The organism is Pseudomonas sp. IPO3778, from assembly GCF_013386825.1.
In the GTDB taxonomy this organism is placed as follows: domain Bacteria; phylum Pseudomonadota; class Gammaproteobacteria; order Pseudomonadales; family Pseudomonadaceae; genus Aquipseudomonas.
In genome coordinates, this window is sequence record NZ_JACARC010000051.1 from 26021 (window position 1) to 41931 (window position 15911).

The window sequence follows — 15911 nt, forward strand, 5'->3', positions numbered from 1 at the left end:
TGCATCAACGGGGAGCGGCGCTATGCCACATGGCCTTTTAATGGCCCATTAGCCAGTGCTGATGGGGGCCGGGCAATGTCCATAGACCAAACACAATCACCAGCAAGCCACCGGTCATGCGCACGCTGCGTTTGCGCAACAGTGCAGTGACACGTTCGGCGGCCAGCCCGGTGGCCAGCAGCACCGGCCAAGTGCCGAGGCCGAACGCGAGCATCAGCACGGCACTGTCCAGCGCATTGCCCTGGCTGGCGGCCCACAACAGGGTGCTGTACACCAACCCGCACGGCAACCAGCCCCAGAGCGCGCCCAGCAGCAATGCCCGGGGCAGGCTCGACACCGGCAGCAAACGGTTGGCAACCGGCTGGATATGCCGCCACAGGCCGCGTCCGAGGCTTTCGATACGGGTCAGGCCGCTCCACCAGCCGGCCAGGTACAACCCCATGCAAATCAGCAACAGCCCGGCGAGGATGCGCATGAACATCGCCGCGGGGCTGTTGGCCACCGCCCAGCCCGCCAGGCCGATCAACAGGCCGGCAGTGGCGTAGCTGAGGATGCGCCCGAGGTTATAGGCCAGCAGCAGGCGAAAGCGGCGGCTGCGTTGCTCCTTGGGAATCGCCAGGGTCAGCGCGCCCATCAGGCCGCCGCACATGCCCAGGCAATGGCCACCGCCCAACAGGCCGAGGATCACCGCCGAGACCAGCAGGGGGGCCAGTTCAAGCATGGGGCGGGTCTTTGGGCTTGGGCGGTTGCTCGGGGCCGTTGGCTTCATCGACGGCGGCCAGGTGATTGGGGTCCTGGTCGTCGAACAGCACGCTGTGGGCGGGGCCGTCGAGGTCGTCGTACTGGCCGCTGTCCACCGCCCAGAAGAAGATGTAAATGGCGATGGCCACGATCAACAGCGCCGCCGGAATCATCACGTAAAGAGCTGGCATCTGCACTCCATGCCCGTGCGGCTCACGCCGGCAACGGACGGGTTACGGGGGCGGCGTTCGCGGCTGGCGTGCTCGGCAGGCGAGTCAGGCGCAGGGCGTTGAGCACCACGGTCAACGAACTGAGGGACATGCCGATCGCGGCCCAGATGGGCGTGATCCAGCCGAGGGCGGCAAATGGCAACATCAGGCCATTGTACAGCCCGGCCCACAGCAGGTTTTCAATGATTACCCGACGGGTGCGCCGGGCCAGGGTAAAGGCTTGCACCAGGGCGTCGAGGCGGTTCGACAGCAGCACCGCGTCGGCGCTGGTCTTGGCCAGGTCGGTGGCCGAGCCCATGGCCACGCTGATATCGGCAGCGGCCAGTACCGGCACGTCGTTGACCCCGTCACCGAGCATCAGCACCTTGCGGCCTTCCTTGTGCAGCTGTTGCAGCTTGTGCAGCTTGTCGTCGGGGCGCAGGCCGCCGTGGGCTTCGTCGATACCCAATTCAGCGGCGACGCTGGCGACCATCGGCGAACTGTCTCCCGACAGCAGCAAGGTGCGCCAGCCGCGAGCCTTGCAGGCGGCGAGCAAGGCGGGGGCGTCGCTGCGTAGGCGATCGTCCAGGACAAACCAGGCCAGGGCGCCCTCGGTATCGCCCAGCAGCAGCCATTGGCCGGCTTCCTTCGGCGAGGCGGGGAGGGCACAGCCGCTCAGTTCGCAGACAAACCCCGGCTGGCCGATGCGCAACCGGCGTTTGCCAACCGTGCCTTCCAGCCCCAGGCCCGGCGTGCTGAGCACTTCGTCTGCCGCCAGTGGTGCACGGCCGAATGCGCGGGCAATCGGATGTTCCGAGCGTTGCTCCAGCGCGGCGGCAAGGCTCAGGCATTCGTCGCTGCCCAGCACGTTCAACGGACGGATAGCACGCAAGGCCAGGCGACCTTCGGTGAGGGTGCCGGTCTTGTCGAAAATCACCGTGTCGATCTGGTTCAGGCCTTCCAGTACGTGGCCTCGGGTCAGCAGCAGGCCGAGTTTGTGCAAGGTGCCAGTCGCCGCCGTCAGGGCGGTGGGTGTGGCCAGGGACAGGGCGCAAGGGCAGGTCGCAACCAGCATCGCCAGGACGATCCAGAACGCCCGTGACGAATCCAGCTCCCACCACACCAGGCCGATCACCGCCGCCGCGATCAGCGAGCACAGCAGGAACCATTGGGCGGCGCGGTCGGCGATTTCTGCCAGCCGGGGTTTTTCCGCCTGGGCCCGCTCCAGCAGGCGCACGATGGCCGACAGGCGCGTGTCGTGGCCCAGGGCGCGAACTTCGACGGTCAGCGCGCCATCGACGTTGAGTGTGCCGGCGGTGACGGCGTCGCCGACGCGTCGCGGTTGCGGCAGGTACTCGCCGGTCAGCAGGGACTCGTCGATGCTCGACTGCCCGTCGAGGATGACGCCGTCGGCCGGTAGCACCGCGCCCGGATGCACCAGCACCCGATCACCCAAGGCCAACTCGCGGAGCAGGATGCGTTCACTCTGGCCATCGGCACTCATGCGCAGGCACGAGGCCGGCAGCAGGTTGACCAACTGCGCGGTGGCCGCCGCCGTGCGTTCCCGGGCGCGGCGCTCCAGGTAACGCCCGGCCAGCAGGAACAGGGCAAACATGCCGACCGCATCGAAATACAGCTCGCCGGTGCCGGTGATGGCGGTCCAGATTCCGGCCAGGTAGGCACCCCCGATCGCCAGGGATACCGAGACATCCATGGTCAGGTGACGAGTACGCAGGTCGCGCATCGCGCCTTTGAAGAACGGCGCGCAGCTGTAGAACACGATCGGTGTTGTGAGAAACATCGCGACCCAGCGCAGGATCACGTGCAGTTCCGGGCTCAGGTCGATATTGAATTCAGGCCAGGTGGCCATCGTCGCCATCATCGCCTGGAACCACAGCAGCCCGGCCACTCCCAGTTGGCGCAAGGCCCGGCGGTTTTCGCTGGCCAGTTGTTCGGCGGCGCGGTCGGCTTGATACGGGTGGGCGGCGTAGCCGATATGGCGCAACTCGCCGAGCAGTTGGCTCAGGGGCAATTGCCCATCGGCCCAGCGCACATGCAGGCGGTGGTTGGACAGGTTCAGGCGGGCCTCGGCCACGGCGGGCAGGCTGCGCAGGTGTTTTTCGATCAGCCAGCCACAGGCGGCGCAGCTGATGCCTTCCATCAACAGGGTGGCTTCCGACAAGTCACCGTCGTGGCGTACGAAGGGTTTTTGTACATCGGCACGGTCATACAGCGCCAGTTCGTCCACCAGTTGCACCGGCAACGCCTCGGGGTTGGCCGAGGCTTCGCTGCGGTGCTGGTAGTAGCTTTCCAGGCCGCCGGCGACAATCGCCTCGGCCACCGCCTGGCAGCCCGGGCAGCACAGCTCGCGGGACTCGCCGAGGATCACGGCGGTGAACCGGCTGCCGGGCGGAACGGGCAGGGCACAGTGGTAGCAAGGGGTTGGGGTGGTCATGGCTCAGTTCCGATGATCGTTCCCACGCTCTGCGTGGGAACGCCTCGCTGGACGCTCCGCGTCCGCTCTTGTGACGCGGAGCGTCACGGGCTGCATTCCCACGCAGAGCGTGGGAATGATCGAACAGGTACGGTGCTATTTTTTCAGGTCTTCAGCACCCTGCAGCGGCTCGTCGCCCAGCAGCAAGTCCTTGTCATGGCTGACCTGTTCCTCTTCAAACATGCGCCAGGTCCGGTCGCCTTCCACCCCCAGCAATTCGACGAAGCGGCGGCCTTCGACCTTGTCGGTCACCTGGCCGATGTAGCGGCCGGGTTCGCTGTCGCTGCGGGTCAGGATGATCTTGCGGTCCTTCTCCGGCTGGGTCGGTGAAATCAGGTTCAGTTCCAGGGTGCCGGGCCCGCTGTTACCGGTCAGGTGCAGTTCCACTTCGCCGGTCAGCTCATCCAGGTGCACCTTGGCGCGCAGTTGCAGGGTCTGGGCCAGCAGTTCGCGGTCGAGGGAGCGGTTGATGCCTTTGCCGGCCTCGTAGTAGTTGTCGTTGACCAGGTTGTCGGGGTTATTCACCGCGATGGTCACCATGGACAAGGTCAACGTCACCGAGCAGGTCAGGATCCCAATGATGATCCAGGGCCAGAGGTGCTTGTACCAGGGGCTTGCGGCAGTAGCTGCGGGCATTGTTCTGCTCTCTTGTTAACGGCTTGTTGTTTAGCGGACTTGTGGGCCGATGAATCGGCTCTTGGCTTCAATGCGGACGCTGTCGTCATCGGCATCCCTGAGGATGAATTTCACCTCGTTGGTGCTCGACGGCAGTTGTTCCGGTGCGCTCGACAGCTCCACCGGCATGCTGAAGATTTCCCCGGCCGCCACCTTGATCTCGCGCCGGCCTTGCAGTTTGAGGTCCGGCAGGCCCGAGGCATCGAGCACGTAAGTGTGGTCGCGCTGGTCCTTGTTCATGATCTTCAGGCTGTAGACGTTTTCGATCCGGCCTTCGGCGTTTTCGCGGTACAGCACACGGTCCTTGCTGACGTCGAAACCCACCAGCGAACGCATGAAGAATGCGCCGGCCAACAGGCTGATCATCGCCAGCAGCACCAGGGCATAACCGATGAGGCGCGGGCGCAGCTTCTGGGTTTTCTGCCCCGACAGGTTGTGCTCGGTGGTGTAGCTGATCAGGCCGCGGGGGTATTCCATCTTGTCCATGATGTTGTCGCAGGCATCGATGCAGGCCGCGCAGCCGATGCATTCGATTTGCAGGCCGTCGCGGATGTCGATGCCGGTGGGGCACACCTGCACGCACATCGTGCAGTCGATGCAATCTCCCAGGCCCTCGGCCTTGTAGTCGATGCCTTTTTTGCGCGGGCCACGGGCTTCACCACGGCGCGGGTCGTAGGAAACGATCAGGGTGTCCTTGTCGAACATCACGCTCTGGAAGCGCGCATAGGGGCACATGTAGATGCACACTTGCTCCCGCAGCCAGCCGGCGTTGCCGTAGGTGGCGAGGGTGAAGAAACCGACCCAGAAATACGACCAGCCATCGGCCTGGCCGGTGAAGAAGTCGAACACCAGTTCACGGATCGGCGAGAAGTAGCCGACGAAGGTCATGCCGGTGACAAAACCGATGATCAGCCACAGGCTGTGTTTGCTGAATTTGCGCAGGAACTTGTTGGCGCTCATCGGCGCCTTGTCCAGCTTGATGCGTTGGTTACGGTCGCCTTCGGTGACCTTTTCGCACCACATGAAAATCCATGTCCATACGCTTTGCGGGCAGGTGTAACCGCACCAGACGCGGCCGGCGTACACCGTAATGAAGAACAGGCCAAACGCTGCCACGATCAGGATGCCCGACAGCAGGATGAAATCCTGGGGCCAGAAGGTCGCGCCAAAAATGAAGAACTTACGCTCCGGCAGGTTCCACCAGACGGCCTGGTGGCCACCCCAGTTCAGCCACACCGTGCCGAAGTACAGGAGGAACAAACCGGCCCCCCCGAGCATCCGCAAATTGCGGAACAAACCGGTGAAAGCGCGGGTGTAGATTTTCTCCCGGGACGCGTAGAGATCGACGGTGTTGTTCGAGTTTTTGGCAGGCGGGGTAACGTTCTGTACCGGTATCTGGTCGCTCATCATTGCATCCCACGGCGGTGGAGATTTGCCTCGGCCAGTACGTGCCAACCGGGGTCAAATTGGGGGTGTTGCAGTGGCGCAATGATACGCCCCTGATCCCCCTCAACGGGTGCGACCTTTGGTCGCGTTGGGGGAAATCAATTGATGGTGTACGTGATCTGGATCAATTGACTTGTGAAGTATGGACGGTTTTTGCAGCCTTACCGGTCATTTGTCCCATGGATTGATCAGCGCGACGCCGCTGGATTGAAAATCGCTGACGTTGCGTGTGACGACGGTCAGTCCATGCACCAGAGCGGTTGCAGCGATTAGCGCGTCACTTTCGTTGGCTTGGTCTGGCACATGCAAACTGGCACAGCGCAACGCCACTGCTGCATCAATCGGCAGGATTCTGGCATCAAACGCTGGCATCACATGGCGCTTGAGCCAGGTACGTAAAATCTTCCCCTGAGCAGGATCACGACGCTCCATCCGCAGGACGCCTGTTTCCAACTCTTTGAGGGTAATGGCTGAAATATACATCCGTGGTGCGATGACGCTTTTGGCCCAGGCGACGACGTTGGCATCGGCCTGGGGTTTACGCAGTTCAGAGATGACATTGGTGTCGAGTAGATACATCAAGAGAGGTCCACGGGTCGATGAATGATCACGGCGCGCTCGGTTTCGAACTCGATATCTGCCGCGTCTGGCATCACCAAGAGGTCAACGATGTCTGCATTGAGGCCCGTCAGCTTTTGGTAGTCCTCAATGCTTAGCAGCACATGGGCAGGCTTGCCCCGATCAGTGATGAAAACCGGGCCTTGGCGGGCGGCTTTTTTGGCACCGCTTGTGTCTTGATTGAATTCACGGCTGGAAATGGTGGTGATGGTCATGGGGGCTAGCCTCCTCATGGGGTACGAATGTAGTTACGTTACTACTTCCGGTTTTCTTGATCAATCTCAAATGTAGATACGTTGCTGGAGGATGACGAATTTTTTGATGTGAAAACAAAACGGCCCCGCCAATTTCCACTGGCGGGGCCGTTTTTTATGGGCACTTTGCCTTACTCGGCGTCCTTCGCCTTGTCCCCATGGGACAGGCTGTAAACATACGCCGCCAGCAAGTGCACCTTGTCATTCCCCTGCAACTGCTCCTGCGCAGGCATCTGGCCCTGGCGGCCGTAACGGATGGTCTGCTGCAGTTGCGCGAAGCTCGAACCGTAGATGAACGCGCCCGGATGCGTCAGGTCAGGTGCGCCCATTGCCGGCGTGCCTTTACCCTGCGGGCCGTGGCAGGCCACGCAGTTGGCGGCGAAGAGTTTCTCGCCGTTGGCCACGTCTGCCTTGGCGCCTTCCGGCAGTTTGCGGCCATCGAGGTTGGTCACCACAAAACCGGCCACGTCGGCCACGCCTTGCTCGCCAATGACTTCGGCCCAGGCCGGCATCACCGCGTGGCGGCCTTTCATGATGGTTTCCTTGATGGTGGCCGGGTCGCCGCCCCAGCGCCAGTCGGCGTCGGTCAGGTTGGGGAAGCCGTAGGCACCCTTGGCGTCGGAACCGTGGCACACCGAGCAGTTGGAGGCGAACAGGCGCCCACCCATCTTCAAGGCTTGCGGGTCCTTGGCCACCTCTTCAATGGGCATGGCGGCGAATTTGGCGAAAATCGGCCCGAACTTGGCGTCCGACTTGGCCATTTCCTTTTCCCATTCGTGCACGCCGGTCCAGCCGGTCTGGCCGTTGGCAAACGGGGTTTGCTTGTCGTTGTCGAGGTAGTTGTAGCCCGGCAGCAGGCCTTTCCAGTTGCCCAGGCCGGGGTACAGCGCCAGGTAACCGAGGGCGAAGATGATGGTGCCGACGAACAGCATGAACCACCATTTGGGCAGCGGGTTGTCGTACTCCTCGATGCCGTCGAACGAGTGGCCAACGGTTTCATCGGTTTGCTCGGCGCGCTGGCCCTTGCGGGTCGACAGCAGCAGCCAGGTCAGGGCGAAAATGGTACCCAGACTGAGGACTGTGACGTACAGACTCCAGAACGTAGTCATTCTTTGTTACTCCTAGACGCTTCTACGACGTGCTTGATGGCTTCGGGATCATCCGCGAAGGGCAGCAAGGTCGCGTCTTCAAACTCCGACTTGCGCTTGGGGCTGAACACCCACAACGCCAGGCCGATAAAGGCCACCATCACGACAACGGTGCCCAGGCCTCGAATCATCCCGATATCCATCCTGATCACCGTTTGCTTTTGATGATGGTGCCAAGGCCTTGCAAGTAGGCCACCAGTGCGTCCATTTCGGTCTTGCCCTTCACGGCCGCTGCCGCGCCGGCGATGTCTTCGTCGGTGTAAGGCACGCCCAGGGTGCGCAAGACTTCCATCTTCTTGGCGGTGTCCTTGCCGTCGAGCTTGTTTTCGACGAGGAACGGGTACGCCGGCATTTTCGACTCGGGCACCACGTTGCGCGGGTTGTACAAGTGCGCACGCTGCCAGTCATCGGAGTAACGCCCACCCACCCGGGCCAGGTCCGGACCGGTGCGTTTGGAACCCCACAGGAACGGGTGGTCCCACACGCTTTCACCGGCCACCGAGTAGTGGCCGTAGCGTTCGGTTTCGGCACGGAACGGACGGATCATCTGCGAGTGGCAGCCGACACAGCCGTTGGCGATGAAGACGTCACGGCCTTCCAGTTCAAGGGCGGTGCGCGGCTTCATGCCTTCCACCGGCTTGTTGGTCACGTCCTGGAAAAACAGCGGAACGATCTGGGTCAGGCCGCCGATACTCACGGCGATGACCATGAAGAAGGCCAGCAGGCCGATATTCTTCTCGACTACTTCATGCTTCATCAGTGAGCTCCCACAACGGCGATCTTGGTAGCGGCTTCGGCTTCTACAGGGTCGGAAGCACGCACGGTGCGCCAGACGTTGTAGGCCATGAACAGCATGCCGCTGGCAAAGATCGCACCGCCCAGGGCGCGCACGATGTAACCCGGGTGGCTGGCTTGCAGCCCTTCGACGAAGGAGTAGGTGAGGGTGCCGTCATCGTTGATTGCACGCCACATCAAACCCTGGGTAATGCCGTTGACCCACATCGAAGCGATGTACAGCACGGTGCCGATGGTGGCCAGCCAGAAGTGCGCGTTGATCAGGCTGACGCTGTGCATCTGCGCCCGGCCGAACAGTTTCGGGATCATGTGATACAGCGCGCCGATGGAAATCATCGCTACCCAACCGAGGGCGCCGGCGTGTACGTGGCCGATGGTCCAGTCGGTGTAGTGGGACAGCGAGTTGACGGTCTTGATGGCCATCATCGGGCCTTCGAAGGTCGACATGCCGTAGAACGCCAGGGAGACCACGAGGAAGCGCAGGATCGGGTCGGTGCGCAATTTATGCCAGGCGCCCGAGAGGGTCATCATGCCGTTGATCATGCCGCCCCAGCTTGGGGCCAGCAGGATGATCGACATGGCCATGCCCAACGATTGGGCCCAGTCCGGCAGTGCGGTGTAGTGCAGGTGGTGGGGACCGGCCCAGATGTACAGGGTGATCAGCGCCCAGAAGTGCACGATGGACAGGCGATAGGAGTAGATCGGACGCTCGGCCTGTTTCGGCACGAAGTAGTACATCATCCCCAGGAAGCCGGTGGTGAGGAAGAAGCCTACGGCGTTATGGCCGTACCACCACTGGATCATCGCGTCCGTCGCCCCGGCGTAGGCCGAGTAGGACTTGAAGAAGCTCACCGGCAAGGAGGCGTGGTTGACGATGTGCAGCATCGCCGTCACCAGGATAAACGCCCCGTAGAACCAGTTGCCGACGTAGATGTGCTTGGTCTTGCGCTTGACGATGGTGCCGAAGAACACCACCGCGTAGGTCACCCAGACAATCGCCAGCAAAATGGCGATCGGCCATTCCAGCTCGGCGTATTCCTTGGTGGTGGTGTAGCCCAGCGGCAGGGTAATGATCGCGCCCACGATGACCGCTTGCCAGCCCCAGAAGGTAAAGGCAGCCAATGCATCGGAAATCAGTCGCGTTTGGCAGGTTCGCTGCACGACGTAATAAGAAGTGGCAAACAGTGCACAGCCACCGAAGGCGAAAATCACCAGGTTGGTGTGCAACGGGCGCAGGCGTCCAAATGTCGTCCATGGCAGGCCAAAATTCAACTCAGGCCAAACCAGTTGCGAGGCAATGAAAACGCCGAGCCCCATGCCAAGGATCCCCCAGACCACCGTCATGATGGCGAACTGGCGGACTACCTTATAGTTATAAGCAGTCGGACTGATTGCTGTGCTCATTCTAAGGTTCCACGGTTTAGTTTTTTTATAGGGTAAAAATCGGTCGCAAGTATGGAGAAAGCAAGATTCCATTGCAACGCAAGGTGACCTGCGTCAATGCGTTCCACACCAGATTCTGCGCCCTTTCCATGTTTGGCGTAAGGACAAAATTCAGGGTTAAAAGCTGACGACTTGGACAGGATTTTAAAGGGGTCGAAGGTACTTGTAACTAGGTGTGTGTAAACAAGCGGCCCGGGTGACGAATGGTCAGTGGCACGACAGCCGGTAAGTACCAGCCTTTGCGCCTGTCATCGAGCAGAAATGTTTCAACCCATCGAGTGCAAGTCGGCCGTCGACCGGCCAATGCCAGTCCACTGTGGAAACAAGCGTAGACCCGAATGGCAGGAGGGGAAAGTCGCTGATCGCAAGGGTGCGACAATGGGTCGCAAAAAAAGCCGCACCTGAATCAGGCGCGGCTTTTGGGTCGGGCGGGTTTACTCGGGTTGGCTGTCTGGGGTTGTGCCATCGGCGTTATGGGACAGGCTGTAAACGTACGCGGCCAGCAGGTGCACCTTGTCATTGCCTTGCAGCACTTCCTGTGCGGGCATCTGGCCCTGGCGGCCGTGGCGAATGGTCTGCTGCAACTGCGCGAGGCTGGTGCCGTATATGAAGCCGCCGGGCTGCGTCAGGTTCGGTGCACCCATGGCTTCCATGCCATGGCCTTGCGGGCCGTGGCACGCCACACAGGTGGTGTTGAACGCGGCCTGGCCGGCCGCGACGTCCGCCGTGCTGTCCGCCGGCAACGGCAGGCCCGCCAATTCATGGCGCACATAGGCCGCGACGTTTTTCACGCCGTCCTCGCCCAGCACTTCACCCCAGGCCGGCATCGCTGCGTGACGGCCATTCATGATGGTCATCTTGATTGCATCGGCCGAACCGCCCCAGCGCCAGAGGTTGTCCGCCAGGTTCGGGAAGCCGTAGGCACCCTTGGCATCGGAGCCGTGGCACACCGCGCAGTTGGAGGCAAACAGGCGGCCGCCCATTTTCAGCGCCTGGGGGTCCTTGGCCACTTCTTCCACGGGCATGGCCGCGAATTTGGCGAAGATCGGTCCGAACCTGGTGTCGGCCTTGGCCATTTCCTTGTCCCACTCCTTGGCCGAGGTCCAGCCGTCTTCATAGCCCGGCAATACACCTTTCCAGTTACCCAGGCCCGGGTAGAGGATCAGGTAGCCGACGGCAAACACCAGGGTGCCGGCGAACAGCATGAACCACCATTGCGGCAGCGGGTTGTCGTACTCCTCGATCCCGTCGAACGAGTGGCCCATGGTCTGGTCCACGCTGCCCTTGGTCTCGCCCTTGCGCGTGCCGATCAACAGCCAGGTCAGGCCGATCAGGCTGCCGAGGGTCAGTACGCAGATCCATGTACTCCAGAAGGTCGTCATGGCCGGTTGCTCCTTGTTGCAGGCTCTTCCTGAGCGTCGGTGGTGGGTGGCAGCGGTTCATCGGCAAATGGCAGCAGGCAGGCTTCGGCGAACTCCGCGTTGCGCCGGGCGTTGAACACCCACAGCGACAGGCCAATGAAGGCGATGGCCACGACCAGCGTGCCTAGCCCGCGGATGGTTCCTGCATCGAAATCAAATCCCATGGCTCACCTCTTGCTCTTGATGGCAGTGCCGAGCACTTGCAGGTAAGAAATCAGCGCGTCCATCTCGGTCTTGCCCTTGAGGGTGGCCACGGCGCCGGCGATGTCTTCGTCGGTGTACGGCACGCCGAGGGTGCGCATCACGTTCAGCTTGGTCTCGGTGTGGCTGCTGTCGACCGGGGCGGTGACCAGCCAGGGGTACGCCGGCATCTTCGATTCCGGCACCACGTTGCGCGGGTTGTACAAGTGCGCGCGGTGCCAGTCGTCCGAGTAGCGCGCGCCGACGCGGGCCAGGTCCGGCCCGGTGCGCTTGGAGCCCCACAGGAACGGGTGGTCCCACACGCTTTCACCGGCGACCGAGTAGTGGCCGTAGCGTTCGGTCTCGGCGCGGAACGGGCGGATCATCTGCGAGTGGCACTGTACGCAACCTTCGCGGATGTAGATGTCGCGGCCTTCCAGTTGCAGCGCGGTGTAGGGTTTCATGCCTTCCACCGGCTTGTTGGTCACGTCCTGGAAGAACAGCGGCACGATCTGGGTCAGGCCGCCGATGCTCACGGCGAGCACCATCAGCAGCATCAGCAGGCCGACGTTTTTTTCAATGGTTTCGTGTTTCATCATCGACTCCTCAGGCCATCTGCGCGGCGTTGGCGACTTCGGCGGGCAGTGCCGAACGCACGGTGCGCCAGGTGTTGTAAGCCATCAGCAACATGCCGCTGAGGAAGATTGCCCCGCCCACCAGCCGCACGATGAAGCCCGGGTGGCTGGCCACCAGGGTTTCGACGAAGGAGTAGGTCAAGGTGCCGTCTTCGTTGACCGCACGCCACATCAGGCCCTGGGCGATGCCGTTGACCCACATCGAGGCGATGTAGAGCACGGTGCCGATGGTGGCCAGCCAGAAGTGCGCGTTGATCAGGCCGAGGCTGTACATCTGCTCGCGACCGAAGATTTTCGGGATCATGTGGTACAGCGCGCCGATGGAGATCATCGCCACCCAACCCAGCGCCCCGGCGTGTACGTGGCCGATGGTCCAGTCGGTGTAGTGGGAGAGGGCGTTGACCGTCTTGATGGCCATCATCGGCCCTTCGAAGGTCGACATGCCGTAGAACGCGAGGGACACCACCAGGAAGCGCAGGATCGGGTCGCTGCGCAACTTATGCCAGGCGCCCGACAAGGTCATCATCCCGTTGATCATCCCGCCCCAGCTCGGTGCCAGCAGCACCAGGGACATCACCATGCCCAACGACTGTGCCCAGTCCGGCAACGCGGTGTAGTGCAAGTGGTGGGGCCCGGCCCAAATGTACAGGGTGATCAGCGCCCAGAAGTGCACGATGGACAAGCGATAGGAATACACCGGGCGTTCGGCCTGCTTCGGCACGAAGTAGTACATCATCCCGAGGAAGCCGGCGGTGAGGAAAAAGCCTACTGCGTTATGTCCGTACCACCACTGCACCATGGCATCCGTCGCACCGCCGTAGGCCGAGTAGGACTTGGTCCAACTCACCGGCAGGGACGCGTGGTTGACGATGTGCAGGATGGCCACGGTGATGATGAACGCACCGAAAAACCAGTTACCCACGTAGATGTGTTTGGTTTTTCGCTTCATCACCGTGCCGAAGAACACGACGCCGTAGGCCACCCAGACCACGGCGATGAGAATGGCGATCGGCCATTCCAGTTCAGCGTATTCCTTGGAGGTGGTGTAGCCCAGCGGCAGGCTGATCGCGGCCAGCACGATCACCAATTGCCAGCCCCAGAAGCAGAACTGCGCGATCTTTGGCGCAAACAGCTGCGTCTGGCAGGTGCGTTGCACCGAGTAAAAGGAACTGGCGAACAGCGCACAACCGCCAAAGGCGAAGATCACCGCGTTGGTGTGCAGCGGGCGCAAACGGCCGAAACTGGTCCAGGGCAAATTGAAGTTGAGTTCGGGCCATACCAACTGGGCGGCGAGAAAAACCCCGAGCCCCATGCCGACGATGCCCCACACCACCGTCATAATGGCGAATTGGCGGACCACCTTGTAGTTATAGGCGGTACTTAAAGTAGTGTTCATGGTTCCCCATCCACGGTTCAACCCAAGCCAGTGCGGCACTTGGGCTGGAGTTATAGGCAGACTAAAAAGCGAGGCAAGCATGGGCAAAGAGCACAAGGCCAGTATTGACGGGGATCAATGGGCACAGTGTGTGCGGGAGCGCGGCTGGTTGTGGGATGCCGCCCCAGGGTCTTTCGCGCACGGGCCGGTGACGTTGATCCTGGCCCACGGTGCGGGTGCGCCGATGGACTCGGGTTTCATGAACGACATGGCTGCACGCCTTGCCGGGCATGGCGTCAACGTATTGCGCTTCGAGTTTCCGTACATGGCCCAACGCCGTGTGGACGGTGGTAAACGCCCGCCCAATCCGGCTCCGAAACTGTTGGAATGCTGGCGTGAGGTGTATGCCGAGGTGCGACGTCATGTCGCTGGGAAACTGGCGGTGGGCGGCAAGTCCATGGGCGGGCGGATGGCCAGTTTGCTGGCGGATGAACTGGGTGCGGACGGGTTGGTGTGCCTGGGCTATCCGTTTTATGCGGTGGGCAAGCCGGAGAAACCACGGACTGAGCACTTGGCCGGGCTGAAGACGCCGACGTTGATTGTGCAGGGCGAGCGGGATGCGCTGGGCAATCGGGCGGCGGTGGAAGGGTACGTGTTGTCGCCGGGCATCGAGGTGATGTGGCGGGTGGCGGGGGATCATGATTTGAAGCCGTTGAAGGCTTCGGGGTTTAGTCATGAGCAGCATCTGGAGGCTGCAGCGGTGAAGGCGGCTGAGTTTCTCGCAGGTCTTGAGTGAAACCTGTGGCGAGGGAGCTTGCTCCCGCTGGAGTGCGCAGCGCTCCCAAAAATCTTGGGGCCGCTACGTAGCCCAGCGGGAGCAAGCTCCCTCGCCACAGTGAGTCGTTTACCGGTTAAACCGCTCTACCAGCGAATACTGGGTATTCGCCGTATGCGTCAGCTCTTCACTCAACTGCGCCGAGTTCAAGGCCTGTTCCGACGTCTGGTCCGCCAACAGCGCAATGGTGCTGATGTTGCGGCTGATCTCTTCGGCCACCGAGCTCTGCTCTTCGGTTGCCGCCGCGATTTGCGTCGTCATGTCGGTGATGTGCGCTACGGCTTCGCTGATCCCGATCAGCGCCTTATCCGCTTCCATCACCCGCGCCACGCCTTCTTCCGCCTGGCGATGCCCGGCGTCCATGGTCTGTACGGCGGCATTGGCGGTCTGCTGCAGCTTGGCGATCAGCGCATGAATCTGCCCGGTGGACTCGCTGGTGCGTTGGGCCAATTGCCGCACTTCATCCGCCACCACCGCAAAGCCCCGACCCATCTCACCGGCCCGGGCTGCTTCGATGGCCGCGTTCAGGGCCAGCAGGTTGGTCTGGTCGGCGATGCCCTTGATCACATCGACCACGCCGCCGATCTCGTCGCTGTCCTTGGCCAGTTGGGTCACGGTCACGCCGGTTTCGCCCACGGCGACTGACAGCCGCTGAATCGCCTCGCGGGTTTCACCGGCGATATCACGGCCGCGCCCGGTCAGGCGATTGGCTTCCTGAGTGGCATCGGCGGTGCGTTGCACGTGGCTGGCGACTTCCTGGGTCGTCGCGGCCATCTGGTTGACGGCCGTGGCCACCTGTTCAGTCTCCACGCGCTGGCGCTCAAGACCACTGGAGCTGTTATGCGCCAGGGTGTTGGACTGTGCCGCCTGGTCAGTGAGGTGTTCAGCGGTGTCCTGCAAGCGCGTCAGACACGTCTTCAGACGCGCTTCCTGGCTGAGGATCGACATCTCCAGGCGCGCCTGGGCGCCGCGGCTGTCGGTGTACATCTGCGCGATCAACGGGTCGGACGTGGTCTGCTCGGCCAGGCGCAGCAAACGCTTGAGCCCGCGCTGTTGCCAGCTCAAACCCAACAGGCCCAGCGGCACCGACAGCGCGGCGGCCAGGGCAAAACCCCAATGGGAGTCGAGCCATACACCGATCAGGAAGCTCAGTTGGCTGACCAGAATAAACGGCAGCCAGTCCTGCAACACCGGCAGCCATTTGTCACTGCTCGGAATCGCCGACTTGCCCTGATTGATGCGCTGGTAAAGCGCTTCGGCACGGCGGATCTGCTCGGCGGTGGGCTTGACCCGCACCGACTCGTAGCCGACCACCTGCTTGCCATCGAAGACCGGCGTCACATAGGCGTTGACCCAATAGTGATCACCGTTCTTGCAGCGGTTCTTGACGATGCCCATCCATGGCAAGCCTTGTTTGAGCGTGGACCACATGTGTGCAAACACGGCCGCCGGAACATCCGGGTGACGCACCAGGTTGTGCGGGGCACGTACCAGTTCGTCATGGGAAAACCCACTGATCTCGACGAAGGCGTCGTTGCAGTAGGTGATCACACCTTTGGCATCTGTGGTGGAGATCAACCGTTGCTGAGCGGGGAAGGTGCGTTCGCGCTGGGTAACGGGTTGGTTATTACGCATGAGTGTT

General features: G+C 62.0%; 17 protein-coding genes. 1 reads left to right on the plus strand and 16 read right to left on the minus strand.

Going from position 1 to position 15911, the window contains the following annotated elements; translation table 11 throughout:
- Positions 1-37 precede the first annotated feature (37 nt).
- The 15 genes from HX855_RS25800 to ccoN (HX855_RS25870) form a co-directional block, all read right to left on the minus strand.
- Positions 38-721 carry a sulfite exporter TauE/SafE family protein gene (locus HX855_RS25800; RefSeq protein ID WP_169387422.1) on the minus strand — a complete coding sequence of 228 codons (684 nt, stop codon included), beginning with the start codon at positions 719-721 and terminating at the stop codon, positions 38-40.
- A complete protein-coding gene (gene ccoS / locus HX855_RS25805) occupies positions 714-932 on the minus strand; it encodes a cbb3-type cytochrome oxidase assembly protein CcoS (RefSeq protein ID WP_003219033.1) in 219 nt (72 codons plus the stop codon). The genes HX855_RS25800 and ccoS overlap by 8 nt, the downstream gene beginning before the upstream one ends.
- Positions 933-954: 22 nt before the next feature.
- Positions 955-3405 (minus strand): heavy metal translocating P-type ATPase, encoded by a 2451-nt coding sequence (locus HX855_RS25810; RefSeq protein WP_177084623.1) that lies wholly within the window; start codon positions 3403-3405, stop codon positions 955-957.
- A 135-nt stretch (positions 3406-3540) separates the two neighbouring features.
- Positions 3541-4080, minus strand: a complete 540-nt coding sequence (locus HX855_RS25815; protein ID WP_008437568.1) for a FixH family protein — start codon at positions 4078-4080, stop codon at positions 3541-3543.
- A gap of 30 nt (positions 4081-4110) precedes the next feature.
- Positions 4111-5526: a cytochrome c oxidase accessory protein CcoG gene (gene ccoG / locus HX855_RS25820; protein ID WP_177084625.1), complete on the minus strand. Its 1416-nt coding sequence runs from the start codon at positions 5524-5526 to the stop codon at positions 4111-4113.
- 207 nt (positions 5527-5733) lie between these two features.
- Complete coding sequence (locus HX855_RS25825) at positions 5734-6144, minus strand: type II toxin-antitoxin system VapC family toxin (protein WP_177084627.1); 411 nt, start codon at positions 6142-6144, stop codon at positions 5734-5736.
- Positions 6144-6398, minus strand: coding sequence for a type II toxin-antitoxin system Phd/YefM family antitoxin (locus tag HX855_RS25830; protein WP_177084629.1), 255 nt, complete (start codon positions 6396-6398; stop codon positions 6144-6146). Before HX855_RS25830 ends, HX855_RS25825 begins: the two co-directional genes overlap by 1 nt.
- Before the next feature lie 170 nt (positions 6399-6568).
- Complete coding sequence (ccoP, locus tag HX855_RS25835) at positions 6569-7546, minus strand: cytochrome-c oxidase, cbb3-type subunit III (RefSeq protein WP_177084631.1); 978 nt, start codon at positions 7544-7546, stop codon at positions 6569-6571.
- Positions 7543-7728, minus strand: a complete 186-nt coding sequence (locus tag HX855_RS25840; protein WP_008437575.1) for a CcoQ/FixQ family Cbb3-type cytochrome c oxidase assembly chaperone — start codon at positions 7726-7728, stop codon at positions 7543-7545. The genes ccoP (HX855_RS25835) and HX855_RS25840 overlap by 4 nt, the downstream gene beginning before the upstream one ends.
- Before the next feature lie 5 nt (positions 7729-7733).
- Positions 7734-8342, minus strand: a complete 609-nt coding sequence (ccoO, locus tag HX855_RS25845; protein ID WP_177084633.1) for a cytochrome-c oxidase, cbb3-type subunit II — start codon at positions 8340-8342, stop codon at positions 7734-7736.
- Positions 8342-9784 (minus strand): cytochrome-c oxidase, cbb3-type subunit I, encoded by a 1443-nt coding sequence (gene ccoN, locus HX855_RS25850; protein ID WP_177084635.1) that lies wholly within the window; start codon positions 9782-9784, stop codon positions 8342-8344. The genes ccoO (HX855_RS25845) and ccoN (HX855_RS25850) overlap by 1 nt, the downstream gene beginning before the upstream one ends.
- A gap of 473 nt (positions 9785-10257) precedes the next feature.
- Positions 10258-11205, minus strand: a complete 948-nt coding sequence (ccoP, locus tag HX855_RS25855) for a cytochrome-c oxidase, cbb3-type subunit III (RefSeq protein ID WP_177084637.1) — start codon at positions 11203-11205, stop codon at positions 10258-10260.
- Positions 11202-11408: a cbb3-type cytochrome c oxidase subunit 3 gene (locus HX855_RS25860; protein WP_177084639.1), complete on the minus strand. Its 207-nt coding sequence runs from the start codon at positions 11406-11408 to the stop codon at positions 11202-11204. Before HX855_RS25860 ends, ccoP (HX855_RS25855) begins: the two co-directional genes overlap by 4 nt.
- 3 nt (positions 11409-11411) lie before the next feature.
- On the minus strand, positions 11412-12020 hold the full coding sequence (gene ccoO / locus HX855_RS25865; RefSeq protein WP_177084641.1) for a cytochrome-c oxidase, cbb3-type subunit II: 609 nt from the start codon (positions 12018-12020) through the stop codon (positions 11412-11414).
- 10 nt (positions 12021-12030) lie between these two features.
- A complete protein-coding gene (gene ccoN / locus HX855_RS25870; RefSeq protein ID WP_177084643.1) occupies positions 12031-13455 on the minus strand; it encodes a cytochrome-c oxidase, cbb3-type subunit I in 1425 nt (474 codons plus the stop codon).
- Between the two features lie 79 nt (positions 13456-13534).
- Between ccoN (HX855_RS25870) and HX855_RS25875 the strand changes: the two genes are divergently transcribed.
- Positions 13535-14230, plus strand: coding sequence for an alpha/beta family hydrolase (locus HX855_RS25875; protein ID WP_177084645.1), 696 nt, complete (start codon positions 13535-13537; stop codon positions 14228-14230).
- Positions 14231-14338: 108 nt separating this feature from the next.
- Here the strand turns inward: HX855_RS25875 and HX855_RS25880 are convergent, their stop codons facing one another.
- Positions 14339-15904 carry a PAS domain-containing methyl-accepting chemotaxis protein gene (locus HX855_RS25880; RefSeq protein WP_177084647.1) on the minus strand — a complete coding sequence of 522 codons (1566 nt, stop codon included), beginning with the start codon at positions 15902-15904 and terminating at the stop codon, positions 14339-14341.
- Positions 15905-15911: the final 7 nt, after the last annotated feature.